General features: G+C 72.0%; 18 protein-coding genes. 10 read left to right on the top strand and 8 right to left on the bottom strand.

Going from position 1 to position 15,889, the window contains the following annotated elements; genetic code table 11:
- The first annotated feature begins 27 nt into the window (after positions 1-27).
- The 3 genes from AB0I28_RS13210 to AB0I28_RS13200 all read left to right on the top strand — a co-directional run bounded on the left by AB0I28_RS13210 (position 28) and on the right by AB0I28_RS13200 (position 2,157).
- A complete protein-coding gene (locus AB0I28_RS13210) occupies positions 28-798 on the top strand; it encodes a hypothetical protein (RefSeq protein ID WP_357492795.1) in 771 nt (256 codons plus the stop codon).
- Between the two features lie 97 nt (positions 799-895).
- Positions 896-1,597 (top strand): hypothetical protein, encoded by a 702-nt coding sequence (locus AB0I28_RS13205; RefSeq protein WP_357492793.1) that lies wholly within the window; start codon positions 896-898, stop codon positions 1,595-1,597.
- Positions 1,597-2,157: a hypothetical protein gene (locus AB0I28_RS13200; protein WP_357492791.1), complete on the top strand. Its 561-nt coding sequence runs from the start codon at positions 1,597-1,599 to the stop codon at positions 2,155-2,157. The genes AB0I28_RS13205 and AB0I28_RS13200 overlap by 1 nt, the downstream gene beginning before the upstream one ends.
- 12 nt (positions 2,158-2,169) lie before the next feature.
- Here the strand turns inward: AB0I28_RS13200 and AB0I28_RS13195 are convergent, their stop codons facing one another.
- Positions 2,170-2,772, bottom strand: coding sequence for a TetR/AcrR family transcriptional regulator (locus AB0I28_RS13195; protein WP_357492789.1), 603 nt, complete (start codon positions 2,770-2,772; stop codon positions 2,170-2,172).
- Between the two features lie 52 nt (positions 2,773-2,824).
- Here AB0I28_RS13195 and AB0I28_RS13190 point away from each other — a divergent pair, with 52 nt between their 5' ends.
- A complete protein-coding gene (locus AB0I28_RS13190) occupies positions 2,825-3,382 on the top strand; it encodes a GNAT family protein (RefSeq protein WP_357492787.1) in 558 nt (185 codons plus the stop codon).
- A 266-nt stretch (positions 3,383-3,648) separates the two neighbouring features.
- On the opposite strand, the gene AB0I28_RS13185 is transcribed toward AB0I28_RS13190, so the two are convergent.
- Entirely contained in the window at positions 3,649-3,867 is a 219-nt protein-coding gene (locus tag AB0I28_RS13185; RefSeq protein WP_357492785.1) for a hypothetical protein, read from the bottom strand.
- 515 nt (positions 3,868-4,382) lie between these two features.
- On the opposite strand from AB0I28_RS13185, the gene AB0I28_RS13180 reads away from it, so the two are divergent.
- The gene (locus tag AB0I28_RS13180; RefSeq protein ID WP_357492783.1) at positions 4,383-4,517 is read left to right on the top strand and encodes a hypothetical protein; all 135 of its coding nucleotides are present in this window, start codon (positions 4,383-4,385) and stop codon (positions 4,515-4,517) included.
- On the opposite strand, the gene AB0I28_RS13175 is transcribed toward AB0I28_RS13180, so the two are convergent.
- A complete protein-coding gene (locus tag AB0I28_RS13175) occupies positions 4,514-5,167 on the bottom strand; it encodes an NAD(P)-binding oxidoreductase (RefSeq protein ID WP_357493263.1) in 654 nt (217 codons plus the stop codon). The two genes, AB0I28_RS13180 and AB0I28_RS13175, sit on opposite strands and share 4 nt — an antisense overlap.
- A gap of 108 nt (positions 5,168-5,275) precedes the next feature.
- The gene (locus AB0I28_RS13170; protein ID WP_357492781.1) at positions 5,276-6,340 is read right to left on the bottom strand and encodes an LLM class flavin-dependent oxidoreductase; all 1,065 of its coding nucleotides are present in this window, start codon (positions 6,338-6,340) and stop codon (positions 5,276-5,278) included.
- Between the two features lie 96 nt (positions 6,341-6,436).
- Here AB0I28_RS13170 and AB0I28_RS13165 point away from each other — a divergent pair, with 96 nt between their 5' ends.
- Positions 6,437-7,468, top strand: coding sequence for an aldo/keto reductase (locus AB0I28_RS13165; protein WP_357492778.1), 1,032 nt, complete (start codon positions 6,437-6,439; stop codon positions 7,466-7,468).
- A gap of 41 nt (positions 7,469-7,509) precedes the next feature.
- Positions 7,510-8,310 carry an NADPH-dependent oxidoreductase gene (locus AB0I28_RS13160; RefSeq protein WP_357492777.1) on the top strand — a complete coding sequence of 267 codons (801 nt, stop codon included), beginning with the start codon at positions 7,510-7,512 and terminating at the stop codon, positions 8,308-8,310.
- A gap of 24 nt (positions 8,311-8,334) precedes the next feature.
- Here AB0I28_RS13160 and AB0I28_RS13155 read toward each other — a convergent pair whose 3' ends face one another.
- Entirely contained in the window at positions 8,335-8,769 is a 435-nt protein-coding gene (locus AB0I28_RS13155; protein WP_357492775.1) for a CoA-binding protein, read from the bottom strand.
- 168 nt (positions 8,770-8,937) lie between these two features.
- Here AB0I28_RS13155 and AB0I28_RS13150 point away from each other — a divergent pair, with 168 nt between their 5' ends.
- Entirely contained in the window at positions 8,938-11,946 is a 3,009-nt protein-coding gene (locus tag AB0I28_RS13150) for a BTAD domain-containing putative transcriptional regulator (RefSeq protein ID WP_357492773.1), read from the top strand.
- On the opposite strand, the gene AB0I28_RS13145 is transcribed toward AB0I28_RS13150, so the two are convergent.
- Positions 11,941-12,999: a saccharopine dehydrogenase NADP-binding domain-containing protein gene (locus AB0I28_RS13145; protein ID WP_357492771.1), complete on the bottom strand. Its 1,059-nt coding sequence runs from the start codon at positions 12,997-12,999 to the stop codon at positions 11,941-11,943. The genes AB0I28_RS13150 and AB0I28_RS13145 overlap by 6 nt on opposite strands.
- A gap of 110 nt (positions 13,000-13,109) precedes the next feature.
- Between AB0I28_RS13145 and AB0I28_RS13140 the strand changes: the two genes are divergently transcribed.
- The gene (locus AB0I28_RS13140) at positions 13,110-14,069 is read left to right on the top strand and encodes a helix-turn-helix domain-containing protein (RefSeq protein WP_357492769.1); all 960 of its coding nucleotides are present in this window, start codon (positions 13,110-13,112) and stop codon (positions 14,067-14,069) included.
- Positions 14,070-14,375: 306 nt separating this feature from the next.
- Positions 14,376-14,804, top strand: a complete 429-nt coding sequence (locus AB0I28_RS13135) for a VOC family protein (RefSeq protein WP_357492767.1) — start codon at positions 14,376-14,378, stop codon at positions 14,802-14,804.
- A gap of 48 nt (positions 14,805-14,852) precedes the next feature.
- Here the strand turns inward: AB0I28_RS13135 and AB0I28_RS13130 are convergent, their stop codons facing one another.
- Positions 14,853-15,149: a hypothetical protein gene (locus tag AB0I28_RS13130; protein WP_357492765.1), complete on the bottom strand. Its 297-nt coding sequence runs from the start codon at positions 15,147-15,149 to the stop codon at positions 14,853-14,855.
- 216 nt (positions 15,150-15,365) lie between these two features.
- On the bottom strand, positions 15,366-15,863 hold the full coding sequence (locus AB0I28_RS13125; protein WP_357492763.1) for a MarR family winged helix-turn-helix transcriptional regulator: 498 nt from the start codon (positions 15,861-15,863) through the stop codon (positions 15,366-15,368).
- Positions 15,864-15,889 lie beyond the last annotated feature (26 nt).

Below are 15,889 nucleotides of genomic sequence, written 5' to 3'. Positions count from 1 at the left end.
CCGGTCCACGACTCACTGGAGGCTCCGATGGCAACGCGCAGCACCGGCACAGCCGACCTCGCCCGCGCGCTCGCGGTGGCTGCCGCAGCCCTTCTGCAAGCCGTCTTCGGCGGGCTCGGCGGAAGCGGCGCACTCGGCACCTCGGTCGGCGAGGTCGCCAACGCCCACCCGCAGCCTCTGCTGCCCGGTGGCGGCGCCTTCATGATCTGGAACGTGATCTACCTGGCCGTTCTCGCCCTGGCCGGCTGGCAGCTGCTGCCCGGCCGGCGCTCGCGGGCCGCGCACCGCCGCACCGGCTGGTGGCTGGCGGCGGCCGGAGTGCTCAACGCCGCCTGGATCATCGTGTTCAGCCGCTCGTGGATCGCACTGTCCGAAGTGGTCATCGTGGTCCTGCTGCTGGTCCTGGTGATGGCCTGGCGCGCGCTGGCCTCGACCGGCCCGGCCGAGTCGCGGCTCGACCGCCTTCTCCTCTACGGAACCGTGTCCATCTACACCGGATGGGTCGCCGTCGCGAGCGTCGTGGGCGCACTGACGACCATCGCCGACCTACGCGACACCGTCCCCGGCGACGGCCTCGCGTGGGCGGCGCTGATCGTGACGGCGGCCCTGATCGCGCTCGGGCTCGCCTTCGGGCGGGGCGTCCTCGGGTTCGCGCTCGCGGTCGTGTGGGCCCTGGGATGGATCGCCGCGGCGACCGAGGGATCGCTCATGATCGCCGTCATCGTGCTGGCGGGCCTGACCGTGGTGGCGGTCGCGGCCGGATCGGTAAGGCGCCGAACACGGTGGCTCCTGGGCTGAGGCCCGCTCAAGTTCCGGTCAAGGTTTTCCCCTTCCGGCTCGTGTCAGGGTGTTCAGGCGGGCGGACGCCCGCCTCGCCGACCACCGAAAGCGGACCATGACCGAGAAACGCCGGCTCGGCGGCATACTCGCGCTGCGCGAGACCTGGTGCCGTCCCGACGAGACCGTCCTGTGGTGCTGCGAGGGCGCCGAACCGCGCTTCGACGTTCCCGGCCTCAGACCGGACGGGGCCGTCGGTAAGAAGCGCAGCGCACTCGATACCGCGATCAACGTTGTCGACTTCGTCGCCAGTGACAACTTCTCCGGCTCGGGGCCGCCGCAGGCTCCCGCGGTGATCGCCACCGGACCGAGCGCACACTGCGAAGCGGCGCGGATGGCCTACACGGCCGCCGCCGAGCCCGGCCTGTGGGTGCTCACCTCCCACCGGCTCGCCTACGTCGCGCCCGTCCCCGACCCGGCGCCCGCGACGGTCCCCCAGTCGCGCGGGCTGCTGGGAAAGCTGCGCGAGAAGGCCGACAACGTCCGCGGCTTCATCACCGGCGGACCCTGGTACGCCGACGACGAGCCCGTCCCCGTGCGGCGACAGCGCAGTGTGTTCGAGATCCACACCGGAGGGTTCACCGTGATCGGCACCGCGGTCCGCGACCGGCCGCGGTTCACCGACCCGAAACCGCTCTACGAGAAGGTCGCGCTGCCCGACGGATCCCTGCTGGAGTTCTACGCCGGCCCGGGCGGCGGACGGCTCTTCCGCACCCGGCAGACCGGCCGGCTGCTCCTCCTCGACGAACAGGACCGGTGATGACCGCCCCGCGCATCGAACTCGATCCGCAGCTGGCCTGGTGCCAGGCGGGTGAGCGGCTCCTCGCCAGGGCGAAGCCCGACGGTCACATCGGCTCGACCATCGGCGGCGAGATCACCGCGCCGCACCGCCCGCGCGGCCGGGCGCCCGAGCCCGGGGATCCCGCCAAGCCCCTGCCCCTCCCCACACTCGTCGTCTCCCAGGGCCGCTTCCACGACGACGAATGGACCCACGACCCGACGTTGTGGGGCTGGGCGCACGCCGACGGTCCCGAGCGTCTCGCCGTCCGGCTCGCCGACCTGCTCACCGCCGGGCGCGGCACCGTGACCATGCTGCTGAGCTCACGGCGGCTCGCGGTCGCGCGGACGCACCAGCCGTTCACGGCCTGGTTCGAAGCCGACGTCCGGCACATCGTGGCGATCCGCCCGTTCGGGCTGCTGACCGCCGACGGCCACCGGGAGTTCCTGCGCGCCGACTTCGCCGACCGCTCGGCGTTGCTGTGGCGCGCCCCGCGAGCGCGGCGGGACGCCAAGACCGTGCGGACGGGCCTGGGCCTGTAGGCGCTCGTCCCTTCAGCCCTGGCCGGCGCCGCTCCCGGCGAGCGCGCGCAGGTAGTCGTCGACGAGTTCGCGCTGCCGCGCCGGCGGGAAGGACTCCGGGTCGAGGACGGACTGGACGACCAGTCCGAGCACGAAGGCCTGCGCGCCCGTCGCCATGCGCGCCGGATCGCCGTCGGGAAGTTCGCCGAGGGCCTGGGCTTCGGCGACGAACTCGTGGAGGCGGTCGCGGCCGGCGGCATAGCGGCGGGCATGGTCGCCACTGAGGCCCGGGTCGGCCAGCGCGGCGTCCCATGAGGACATCCAGGTGCGGTTGGAGGCGGCGGCCCGCGGTGTCAGCGGAAGGATGTTGAGCAGGGCGGTGCGCAGACCGGCGAGGCCGCGCTCGGCGGGGTGGGGGCGGTTGTCGTCGGTGCGTTGTTCGAGCAGTTCGAGGGCGTAGGCGACGAGGTCGCGCTTGGCGGGGAAGTAGTGGGTGAGCAGGCCGGTGGTGGCGCCGAGTTCGGTGGCGACGGCGCGCATGGACAGGCCGCCGAAGCCCTTGTCGGCGAGGACGCGCCAGACGGCCTCGGCGACCTCGCGTCGGCGGGCCAGGTGATCTCCCTTGGTGCGGGCCATGGCGACACGGTACATTCCCGCAACGATCGTTGTGTGAATGAGGTGGAGAGAGATGTTCAGCATTCCGCTGAGAGACACGGCCGAGTTGCGCCCCCTTGAACCCTGGCGGGCCGAGGAGTTCGCCGCCCACATGGACCGCGCCCGCGACCACATCCGCCCCTGGGTCGGATCGGCGTTCGTCACCGAGGACCTGGCGGGAGCCGAGGCGACCCTGCGGCGCTACGCCGAGAAGCAGGCCGCCGACGGTGCCCGGCTCTACGGGATCTGGCTCGACGGCGTGCTCGTCGGGGGCGTGATGTTCGCGTCCTTCAACGCGCCCGGCGGCAGCTGCGAACTGGGCTGCTGGCTGGAGCCGTCGGCCGAGGGCAGGGGCCTGATCACCGACGGGTGCCGCATCCTCGCCGACTGGGCCTTCCGCGCGCGCGGGTTGCACCGCGTCGAGTGGCTATGCCGGGCCGACAACGCCCGCAGCGCCGCGGTCGCCGAACGGCTCGGCATGCGATCCGAGGGCGTGATCCGCGAGAGCTGGCCCTTCGAGGGGAAGCGGTACGACAAGGAGGTCTGGTCGGTGCTGGCGCACGAGTGGAACGCCGTCAGTCCTGCGCGGTGAACTCGTCGCCGCGTTCGGCCCGGGCGGCTCGGGCCGGGCCCAATAGGGAGTGGTCACTCCTCGGATTACCGATGGGCTTACTAGCGCGAACGCCGACGGGTGACATCTCCAGGAGGTGGACCGAAATCCTCGCATGTCCGAATAGGACGACCGCTCTTCTTTGTTCGCCGAAATCGCGCGCATTGCACCCCGGCCGAACCGTGAATGCGAACACGGTGGCAACGCCGAAGCGTTGCCACCGTGTTCGAAGTCGGGCGGATTACTCCTTAAGGCAGGGAGCAAAGACCGCAGGAGTAGGCACCGCAGGACTTGTTCTGACAGTTCACGCCGGTGAGCGTGCAGCTCCGGCAGCAGCGGCGGAGACCGCCATTGCCACAGGGGGCGTTGTTGCACTCACGGATCTGCTCGTAGCAGGCGGCGGCCGCCGTGGTCTTTCCGAGCAGCTTGTCGAGTACTCGGTCGGTCATTTTGTTGAGCGCGCGCATGAAGAATCCCTTCGCCGGAGGAGGGCCTTTCCCGGAACGTCCGGCAAGCGTGGCAGAGCCGCGCATATGCGACCGCATATCGGGCCTTCTTCGCGATCCGTTCTCTCATGGTGCGGTCTATTGCGTCACCTTTCGTTCATCGGTCGAACAACCTATGCCGGCGGTCGCTCCAGCGGCGTGAACACCCCGAAGCGCTCCTCCAGGCACGCGGCTGCCGCCAGGCGGAGATCCTCACGGAAGCGGGGCCCGATCAGCTGGACCCCGAAGGCCAGCGCGAGATCGCCGACATTGCGGGCGATGGGCCCGTCGACAGCTGACGGAACCGCCGAGAAACTGCGCGAGTGGAATCAGCGGCGCGCGGAGCATCTGAGCGAGTGGATGGCGCTGCGGCTCGAACCGATCCTGTTCCCGCTGCGCGAACCCGGCAGCCGTCCGGCGCCGGCCGAGCGCGAGCGTTTCGCGCGCGGGCTCGACAACAGGGAGTTCGCGCCAGCGCCGAGGCCGCCGACCCGGACATGCTCGCGCTCATCGTGCACGCCCTGGAGGACGGCCTGCTGATCCAGCACCTGCTGGATCCGGAGAAGGTGGGCGCCGACATCGTCGTCGACGCCGTCGCTTACCTACTAGGGCGCGAGGGCGGCCGGGCTTAGGACCGCGCGAGTGCGGCGACGGCGCGTGCGACGGGCGTCTCGCCGGCGGTGATCTCCACGATCACACGGCTCAGGGCCGGCTCGTGCAGTGCGGCGTCGATGAAGGCGGCGACGTCGTCGCGGGGGATGTCCCCGTACTCGATCGCGAGCCCTGCGGTGACGCGTCCGTCGCCGGGATCGTCGACGAGCGTGCCGGGACGGACGATGAGCCAGTCGAGGCCGGTGTGGGAGAGGTACACGTCGGCGGTCTTCTTGACCTTCATGTAGTGCTCGAAGTCCCCGCCGGCCTCGCCTCCGCGCGCGGCGTCGGGGAACACCGAGACCAGCGCGAACCTCGGCACTCCGGCGCGAGCGGCGGCATCGGCGGCCTTCTCCAGGCCCTCACCGTCGATGAGCGTGGTCTGCTCCCGGCCCGCGCCGTGGGCTCCGGCCGAGAACACCACCGCGTCGTGGCCCGCCATCTTGGCGGCGAGCTCGTCGACCGAGTCCTCGACGAGGTCGCCGATCACAGGTGCCCCGCCGGCATCGCGCACGACATCGGCCTGCGAGGCACCGCGGTGCATGCCGGTCACCTGGTCGCCCCGGTCGGCCAGCAGGCGGGACAGCCTGCGGCCGACGCCACCGGCGGCACCGATCTGGAACACCTTCATCACGCTCAGCCCCCTCGCCGCGCCGGACGGTGATCCGCCGGCGTCCACCGGACGCTAACACCGCCGCGGCGCCCGGAGAGCGAAGTCGGCGAGCTCGGCCGGGGAGCCTCAGTCGCGCAGGAGCGGCAGCAGCCGCTCCCCCTGCCTCTCGATCTCCGACAGGTACGGGGTGTCGGAGAGCACGAAGTGGGTGACGCCCAGCTCCTGGTACCGCCGCAGCGACTTGGCGACGTCCTCGGCCGAGCCGACCAGCCAGGTCGTGCCCGCGCCGCCGCCACCGAACCGGCCGGGCGCGGTGTATAGGTTGTCGTCGAGGACGTCTCCACGCGCGGCCAGGTCGAACAGCCGCTGCTGACCGACGGCGGTGAAGCGGTTGGGGTCGGCGGCGAAACGGCCCTCGCCCCCGGCCATCTTCGCGACCTTCGCCTCGGCGTCGGCCCATGCCTGCTCGGTGGTGTCGCGGACCAGGGTGGTGATGCGCAGCCCGAATTCGAGGGGCGCGTGCTCGCGGCCGAGCTTCTCGCCGAGTTCGGTGAGTCTCTCGACGCGTTCGCGCACTCCGTCGAGGGGCTCGCCCCAGAAGAGCTGGACGTCGGCCTCGGTGGCGGCGACCCGCTCGGCGGCCTCGGAGGCGCCGCCGAAGTAGAGGCGGGGATGGCGGCGTTCGCCGCGCACGACAGGCCGCGGTGTGACGGTGGCGTCGGTGACCTGGAAGTGCTCGCCGTGGAAGGTGACGTTCTCCTCGGTCCAGAGTCTGCGCACGAGCCGGATGAACTCCTTGGTGCGGGCGTAGCGGTGCGCCTGGTCGCCTTCGCTGTCACCGTATGCGGCCAGGTTGTCCTTGCCGGACACGATGTTGACGAGCACGCGCCCGCCGGAGAGGTGGTCGAGGGTGGCGGCGGCGGAGGCGAAGTTGGCCGGGCGCCAGTAGCCGGGCCGGATCGCGATCAGCGGCTGGAAGGTCGTCGTCCGCGCGGCCAGGGCGGTGGCGACGGTGAAGGTGTCGGGTCTGCCCCAGCCGGTGCCGATCAGCGCGCCGCCCCAACCGTGCCGTTCGAGGGCCTCGGCGTGGCCGGCGAGGGTCGCCAGGCTGTTGTGGTCCTCGACGGCGTCGTCGCCGCGGTGACCCGGGTGGACCTGGTTGGGGATGTACCAGAGGAATTCGGCACTCATCGGCGGCTCTCCTTGAATTCCGAGTTATCCTATCGGGGTAGTAGACATTATGCACGCCCCCCTTCTCCGCGACCACCACCGAGAGGCGCCCGCACCATGGCCCACGGGCTTTTCGACAAGACCTACGCCGCCGCCGAGGACCGCTACGACTCCCTCGCCTACCGTCGCGCCGGCGACTCCGGCCTCGACCTGCCGGCGCTCTCCTTCGGACTGTGGCAGAACTTCGGCACCGACCGCTCCCCCGAGACCCAGCGCGAGATCGTGCTGCACGCCTTCGACCTGGGCATCACCCACTTCGACAACGCCGACCGCTACGGTCCCCCGCACCGGGCCGCGCAGAAGTTCTTCGGCACCGTGCTCGCCAGGGACCTCGCGCCCTACCGCGACGAGCTGATCCTCTCGACGAAGGCCGGGAACCCGATCGGACCGAGCCCCTACCTCAAAGGCGGCTCGCGCAAGTCGCTGCTCACCTCGCTCGACCACAGCCTGCGCGACCTGGGCACCGACCGCGTCGACATCTTCTACAGCCACAGCCCCGACCTGACGACACCGCTGGAGGAGACCGTCGGCGCGCTGGTCAGCGCCGTCGAGCAGGGCAAGGCGCTCTACGTCGGCATCTCCAACTACCCCGCCGACCGCGCGCACGAGGCCGCCGAACTGCTGCGCCGGGCAGGGGTGCCGCTGCTGGTTCACCAGCCGCGCTACTCCATCTTCGACCGCAGCCCGGAGCGCGACGGCCTGCTCAAGGTCGCCGCCGAGGACGGCTTCGGCCTGGTCGTCTACTCGCCGCTGGCGCAGGGGCTGCTCACCGACAAGTACCTCGCCGACATCCCCGCCGGAGCCCGCGCACAGAACAGCGCGTTCCTGTCGCCCGACGTCATCGACGACACCTACCGGCGACGCGCGGCGGCACTCGACCGGATCGCCCGCGAACGCGGCCAGTCCCTCGCGCAGCTCGCGCTCCAGTGGGTGCTGCGCGGGCCGGAGGTCGCCACCGCCCTCGTCGGCGCGAGCTCGACCTGGCAACTCGACCACAATGTCAAGGCGCTCGACGCTCCCGCCCTGACCGAGGAGGAGCTGCGGCTCATCGACGAGCACGGCGTGCACGGCACCGGACTGAAAGCCTGAGACGAGCGGCCGCGCAGGCCCGCGACCGAGGAGATCCCCACATGAGCACCGCCGCCGCCCGCTACGGCGATCCCACCGCCGCGCTCGACGTCACCGGCGAGGTCCTGCGCCTACAGCTCGCGCACCGCTCGGTGCGCAGCTTCGGGCCGCGCGAGGTCACCGACGGCGAACTGGCCGCGCTGATCACCGCGGCCCAATCGGCACCGACCTCGTCCAACCTCCAGCCGTGGAGCGTGGTCGCCGTGCGCGACCCCACCCGCAAGGCGCGCCTGGCCGCGCTGGCGGCCGGGCAGGAGTTCGTCGCGCGGGCGCCGCTGTTCCTGGTCTGGCTCGCCGATCTCGGCCGCGCCCGCCGCCTCGCCGAGCGCGGCGGAACGGAGGTGGCCGCCGCCGACTACCTGGAGACCACCCTGATCGCCTTCATCGACACCGCGCTCGCCGCGCAGAACACGGTCACGGCGGCGGCCTCGCTGGGCCTGGGCACGGTCTTCGTCGGCGCGATCCGCATTCATCCCGAGGAGGTCGCGGCCGAACTGGGGCTGCCGCCGCACACGGTCGCCGCTTTCGGGCTCGCCGTCGGGGAGCCCGATCCGCTCGAACGCGCCGACGTGAAACCACGGCTGCCACGTGAGGCCGTGCTGCACCGGGAGCGCTACGACGGCCCCGCCGCCGACGCCCACATCCCCGGCTACGACAAGGTCCTGGCCGCCTACAACGCGAGGTTCGGACTGTCGGGCGGCTGGAGCGACCGCGTCCTCGCCCGGCTCAAGGGGCCGGAGTCGATGGCGGGACGCCACCGCCTGCGGGAAGCGCTGGCGCGGCTGGGTTTCCCCTCGCGCTGACGATCGCGGAGCACGACCGCCGCGTCAGGAACCGACCTCCACGCCCAGCCCGGCGTGCTCCACCATGATGCAGCGGTCCACGACGACGGTGAGGCCGCCCTCCTCGGCGATCCGCGCTCCCTCCTCACTGACCACGCCGAGCTGGCACCACATGGCGGCGGCGCCGATCGCCACGGCGTCGCGCGCGATGTCGGGGACCGCGTCGGGAGCGCGGAAGACGTTGACGACGTCGACGGGTACGGGCACGTCGCGCAGGCTCGGACAGGCGGTCTCGCCGAGAACCTCCGTCTCGCGGGGGTTCACCGGGATCACGCGGTAACCCTGCCGCTGTAGGTAGCCGCCGATCGCGTGGCTCGGCCTGCTCCGGTCGCCGGACAAGCCGACGATCGCGATCGTCTTCGCCGTCCGGAGCACACGCCGGATCGTTGACGCCTCCTGGTAACGCCCGGGAACGGTCACGCTGCCTCCGTGTTCCTCGGTCCGCGGGCCGTGCGCCCGCGCAAGGAGCCGAAGAGTACCGGCCGGCACGGCATGCGCCCACCTCCGGCGGCCCTCCCCACCGGGGCCGCCGGAGGAGGCCGACGGGACAGTCTCTCCGATGAAACCTGTGCGAACCTTGAGGCGACCTTGACCGGCAGCCCACCGTGCCGCGACGGCCGCCGGATCGGCGTCGATCCACACGCCAACCCCTCCCAGGAGCCCGACGTGCTGATCCGCCTCATCGGCCCCGTCCGAGTCACCATCGGCGACACGACCGCCCCCGTCCGCGCCTCGAAGCAGGCGTGCGTGCTGGCCGCCCTCGCCGCACGGCCGGGAGTGCCCGTCTCGCAGGCCGAGCTCATCGAACGCGTGTGGGACGGCGATCCGCCCGACTCGGTCGTCGGCGCCCTCTACTCCTACGTCGCGAGGCTGCGCGCGACCTTGCGCCCCACGCGTGCCGCGATCCGCCGCGCCGGCGCCCACGGGTACGTCCTCGACATCGCGCCGGAAGAGGTGGACGTGCACGTCGTGCGCGCCGAGGCGGCCGCGCTCGCCGAGTCGCGGGCCCCGCTCCTGGAGCGCCGCCGTCGCGCGTGCGAACTCGCCGACGGCGTCGCCCTCGCCGGGATCGGCGGGAGCTGGGCCGAGGAGTTCCGCGCGACCTTCGCCGGCGAGCGCCTCAACCTGCTCACCGGCCGCTACGAGGCCGAACTCGCCGAGGGAAACCACGCGACGGTCCTCGGTGAGCTGGCCGCCCTCTCCGAGGCCGAGCCGGTCTGCGAGCCCATCGCCGGCCTGCTGATGCTCGCCTACTACCGCAGCGGACGTCCGGCCGACGCTCTCAGCCGCTTCGAGGCCATCCGCCTGCGCCTGCGCGACGACCTGGGGGCCGACCCGTCCCAGCCGCTGCGCGACCTGCACCTGAGAATCCTCGACCAGGACGCCGGGCTCGACATGCCCACAAGCCGTCCGAAGGTCCCTGCCACACTGCCCGGCGAGATCGCCAGCTTCACCGGCCGCGGCGGGGAACTGGCCGCGCTCGACTCCCTCGCCGAGACGCACGGCTCCCCTTTGGCGGCGATCACCGGACCCGGCGGCGCGGGCAAGACCGCCCTGGCCGTCCACTGGGGACAGGCCCGGCGCGACGACTTCCCCGGGGGGCGGCTCTACCTGAACCTGCGCGGCTTCGACCGCGGCGACACGCTCACCGCACACGACGCGCTCACCCGCCTGCTCGTCGCGCTCGGCGAGACCGGCGAGGACATACCGTCCGATGTGGACGACGCGGCCGAACGGTACCGCTCGCTGACGGCCGACAGCGGCATGCTCGTCGTCCTCGACAACGCCCGCGACACCGACCACGTGCGGCCACTGCTGCCCGGCGCCGGCTGCACCACGCTCGTCACCAGCCGCGACAGTCTCACCGGACTGGTCGCCCTCAACGACGCCCGGCCCGTACCCGTGCCGCTGCTGAGCGGTGAGGAGGCCGTCGCCCTGCTCGCCGAGATCCTCGGCGACGAACGCGTCGACGCTGAAAGGGCGGCCGCCGCGCGGCTCGCCGACCTCTGCGGCCACCTGCCGCTGGCCCTGCGCATCGCCACCGCGGTTCTCGCGGTCGACCCGCTCGGGACGATCGCCGACTACGCCGAAGAACTCGGCGCGGCCGACCGGCTGCGCGCCCTCGCCCTCGACGGGGATTCCGAAGCCGCCGTCGCCGCGAACCTCGACCTGTCCCATCGGGTCCTCGAACCCGCCGCCCGCGACCTCTTCGACCGCCTCGGCGCCCTTCCCGGCGAGGACTTCCCGGCCGATCTCGTCGGCGCGGTAAGCGGGCAGTCCGAAGAGGACACGGCCACGGCGCTGCGCCGACTCGTCGCCGCGCATCTGATCGAAAGGCACACGCCGGGCCGCTACCGGATGCACGACCTGGTGCGCCTCTACGCCGCCGACCGATCGCGCACCGCCCTCGCGCCCGCCGACCGTGAAGCCATCGTCGACGCCTTCATCGACTGGCACCACGGGCAGGCTTACGGCGCCGACGACACCGAGACCGCCAACCGCCTCACCGCCACCGAGGCCCTGCGCACGCACCCGAGGATGTGGCGGCTGGTCATGGCCCTGCGAAGCACGGTCAACGAAGGGCGTTTCCTCGACCAGATCGCCCGCGCGGCAGCCCGCGCCCTGCGCCTTGCCGCGCACGCCGGGGACACCGAGGGCGAATTCCGGATGACCACCCAGCTGGCCAACCTCCACCGTCAGCAGGGCCGGCTCGGCGACGCGCTAGTACTGGGCCGCGAGGCCGTCGTGCTCGCCAAGGGGCTCGGGCCGCGCGAGCAGGCGGCGGCGCTGGGGAATCTCGGGGTCTATCTGGCCAACGAGGGCGACCTGCCGGCCGCCGAGCGGCACCTGACCGAGGCGGTGGATCTCGCCGCCGCCACCGGCAACGACCGTTCCCACCTCATCTCGGTCAACTCCCTCGTCCAGGTCTGCACCATGATCGGCGCCCACGACAAGGCGCTGGGGTACCTGGACAGGGCGGGCGGGATCGAAGCGGCCGCGATCGACCACGAACGGGCCCGGCTCGGTCTGCTGCGCTCCCACGTCCTCACCGGACTGGGCCGTTTCGGCGAGGCGCTGGCCGCGATCGACGCGGCGCTGTCGATCGCGCGGGACACCGAGGACCACTATCTGCAGGGCTGGTGCCACGGTTGGCGCGCCGAGACGCTTCACCGGGCGGGACGTCTGGAGGAGGCGCGCGCCCTCCGCCGAGAGGAACTGGCGCTCGGCGAGCGCGACGGACGCTCGGTGGTCGAGGCCGACACCCTTCAGCGCCTCGCCGAGCTGGAAGCGCTGCTGGGCGAGTACGACGAGGCCGAGGGGCTGCTGGCCTCAGTGGTGGCGAAGGCGACGCATCGGCCCCGGGAGACCGCGGGGCAGGTCGCCCTGGTGCGGGCGATCATCCACAATGGACGCGGTGCGTACGCCGGCGCCCGCGGTGAGGCGGAGGCGGCGCTCGACCTCTTCCGGTCCCTGCCCTGGATCGTCAAGCAGGCCGACGCCCTCAAAGCCCTCGCGAACGCCCACGAGGGCATCGGCGACACGGTCTCGGCGCAGCGTTGCCGCACCGAGGCCGTGTCACTGGCCGTCCGGTCATGACGCGGTGAGGATCTCCCCGGCACTGAGCTCGTAGCTCACATGCGGGGCCAGCGACGTGAGGAAGTCGTGCGCGTCGAACATCTCACCGGCCGAACCGAGACCGGTCGCCTTGACACGTCCGTCGAGGATCCGGACGAGGGCCTCGACGGCCAGCGGCGCCGTCACCGCGTAGATGTCCTGCCCGCTCGCCACAGCACGGCGGCGGGTGCCGCCGGCGGTGACGGTGACGTCGACGAGGAAGGTCTGCGCCGAGCGTCCCCGCTCGTCGACCGGCTCGGGCGCGATCGCGTCGGCGGCCACGACGTCCTTGACGGCCTCGACGGTCATGTAGGTGTTGACCACGGGCGCGGACAGGTGGTGCGGGACGGTCACGCTGTCCGCGGTGGTGAACTCGCCGATCACGGCCTTGTCCCCGATCGGATCGGGGAAGGTCCAGCGGCCTGTGGGCGCGTCGTCGGTGCGCAGCCGGAGAGCGCCGTCGGCGTAGACGAGCCGCCGGCCTTCGCGGCGGCCCCGGGACACCACGGTCGACTTCTGCGTCCCGGCGGTGGGATGCCAGCTGCTGAGGGCGTAGGCGATGGTCACCTCCTCGGCGGCCGGTTCGGCGCCCAGTGCGGCGGTGGCGAGGAGGTCGCCCAGTCCGCCGTAGAAGGCCATCGCCGGGACCACGGTGACGCCGGCTTCGCGGGCGCGGTCGCCGAAGTGCGCGAAGGTGTCGGCGACTGCCTCCACCTCGGCGGCCACGTCGACGTAGGGGATGCCCGCGCGCAGCGCGGCCTCGACGACCGGGCCGGCCGTGGCCGCGAACGGTCCGGCGGCGTTGATCACGGCCGTCGCGCCTTCCAGCGCGCGGTCGAGCGAGGCCGCGTCGTCGACCGTGGCGGTCCGCACCTCCACACCGGGGAACTCCCCGGCCAGTGCGGCGAGCCTGTTCTCATCGCGGCCCGACAGGATCGGGGTGAGGCCCCGGTCCAGCAGCTCCGCGACGACGAAACGTCCGGTGTGCCCGTAGGCGCCGAACACCGTTACCGTCGCCGCTTCACTCGCTCGCATGGGAGTCCCCTGTCTCTTACTGAAATCGTCGATCACGTCGTTGACCAGTGTGCTCACCGCGCCACCGGACCACCAGTGGCAGTAATGCCATGGCCCGTACACTTTCGGACATGAGTCTTGTCGCCCTGGCCGTCACGCCCGGAGTTCCGCACTTCGAACTCGCCGCCGCCTGCGACGTGTTCGGCGTCGACCGCTCGGACCTGGCCGATCCCTGGTACGAGTTCGCCGTCTGCGGAGCGGGCGCGATGCCGGTCGGCGGCCGCTTCCGGCTCGAACCCGACGCCGGACTCGACCTGCTGATGAAGGCCGACACTGTGATCGTTCCGGCGGTCGCCGACCTCGACGAGGATCCGCCCGTTGAGCTGGTCGACGCGGTGCGCGCGGCACATGACGCGGGCGCTCGGATCGCCTCCCTGTGCACGGGTGCGTTCGTACTGGCCGCCGCCGGTCTGCTGGACGGGCGCCGCGCCACCACGCACTGGCTGCACGCGGCCGCGCTGGCCGGTCGCTATCCCCGGGTAGAGGTCGACGCCGACGTCCTCTACGTCGACCACGGCACCGTGCTCACCTCGGCAGGCAAGGCCGCCGCGATGGACCTGTGCCTGCATCTGGTCCGCCTCGACCACGGTTCGGCGGTCGCCAACCAGGTCGCGCGGCGCCTCGTCGTCCCTCCTCACCGGGCCGGCGGACAGGCCCAGTTCGTCACCACTCCCCTGCCGGAACCCCGCGACCATCCGCTGGAGGCGCTGCTGTCCTGGGCGATGGGACGCCTCGACCGGCCGCTGACCGTCGAGGATCTGGCCCGCCGGGCGAACATGAGCTCACGGCACCTCGCGCGGGTGTTCGCCGACGTCACCGGCACCACTCCCCTGCGCTGGCTGCTGACCCAGCGCGTCCAGCGCGCGCAGGAGCTCCTGGAGACCACCGACGGCACCGTCGACATGATCGCGGTGGCCACCGGCATGGGCACCGCGACCACCCTGCGGCGGCACTTCAACCGCACCGTCGGCGTGCCTCCGGACGTCTACCGCCGCACCTTCCGCAGCGCACGGCGGCCCGAGGCCGCCTGACCGGGCGGATACCGTCGGGAGGTGCCGCCCGATCCCCCGCGGTGCTACCGGCGGAGCGGGGCGACCCGTCGCGGCCCGGTGTGCCAACGGGTCACCGGGCTTCGCCTCCGGCGTGCCGATCGTGCGCCACGTCTGTCCCTGCCAGAGCTGCTGCGCCTTCGGCTGCCTCCACCGCGGCGCGTCGCTCACAATTCCCGTCGACGGAGTCCATGCAGGACCTGGACTGACCTACATGGGTTCGAGACTGACCGCCGGGGCCGCGTTCCGGCCCCGGTTCACACCTCGGCCCGAGTAAGGATCACCGTCTTGACCGTCAACGCAGTCACCCACCTCAACTTCCGCGGCGACGCCCGCGCCGCGCTCGAGTTCTACCGCTCCGTCTTCGGCGGGGAGATGACCGTGCTCACCAACGGGGACATGGGCAACACCGCCGCCGAGCCCGCCGAGTCGGGCCACGTCATGTGGGGCCAGGTCGCCGCCGAGAACGGCTTTCGCGTGATGGCGTACGACGTGCCGTCGTCGCGCCCCTGGAGTCGCGGCGAGGACCCGTTCTTCGTCTCGGTGCGCGGCGACTCCGCCGAGGAGATCGCCGCGCTGTGGACGGGACTGTCGGAAGGCGCGACGGTCTCCGTGCCGCTGGAGCCGGCGCGGTGGACACCGCTCTACGGAATGCTCACCGACCGCTTCGGGATCACCTGGGTGCTCGACGTCGCCGCCGAGTACGGCGGCGCCTGACCTCCACGTCGGGACACGGGATCACCCGTGCCCCGACGCGGGTGCGTTTCAGCCGGTGTCCTTGCCCTGACCGGGAAGCTCGACGATCTTGGCACGAAGGGCCTCGGGGGTCGGCGCGTACATCGTCCGGCCGGCACCGGGAAGGCCCCGGACGGTCCCGTAGAAGCCGGGTTCGCTCCACACGCCGGGCCACCCGCCCTTGTGCCAGACAGGGTGCACCTTGGGAAACTCGCGCTCGATCGCCTCGCAGGCCTCCAGCGCCCCCTCCGGCCAGTTCTCCCGGACGGCGAAGACGCGCCGATTCTTCCAGGCGAGGGCGAAGTTCTGCTCGGGGTCATTGCTCATAGGGCGTCAGCCTAGACGGCCCGCCGGCGCGAAGCTGCCGGGATCGCGACGCACGGGGAGGGTTCTTTCACCTGTGAATGAAAGGGTGCGCGGTCCTGCTCGGGCGGCGTCCCCTATGGACAGAGCCCGGACCGTGCGGTGTGCGAGGCGGGCGGGAATGAGGGCTTTCCGCGAGCACATCCGCGCGACCTGGCGGGCCGTCGTTCGCCGGAAGGCTCAGCACCCGCCGCCCGCCGGTTCGTCCTCGTCGGCCTCCTCGTCCCGGAGCCTCTCCAGGACCGTCCGCGAGATGCCGCCCAGCGCCTCCACCTGCGCGGGTTCGAGCGAGTCGAGGAGCCAGTGCCGGATGTGCTCCTCGCGTTTCGGCAGGGCCTCGGTGATCGCCTTCTCGCCCGCTTCGGACAGCGCGACCACGGCGGCCCGGGGCTGCGTCGGGGTCGACTCGCGCACCACGAGCCCCCGCGCCTCCATGCGGCCGATGTGGTGGTGCAGGCGGCTCTTCTCGAACTGGGTCACCCCGGCGAGCTCGTAGCCGCGAAGCCGGCGTTCGGGGGCGTCGAGCAGGGCTCGCAGGATGGCGAGGTCGGGTTCGGACAGCCCCGTGTCGCGCTGGAGCCGCTGGGCCATGCGCCGCCAGAAGAGGACCTGCATGTCGTAGAAGTCCGCCCAGATCCGCTGCTCGGCCTCGGTCATGCCGTCCGGTGTGTTTCCCACGGTTAAATCATAGCCACCGAGTTGAC

The organism is Phytomonospora sp. NPDC050363 (genome assembly GCF_040655735.1).
Lineage (GTDB): Bacteria > Actinomycetota > Actinomycetes > Mycobacteriales > Micromonosporaceae > Phytomonospora.
Note: the sequence above shows the minus strand (reverse complement) of the source record. Positions and strands in the feature narration are given on the sequence as shown.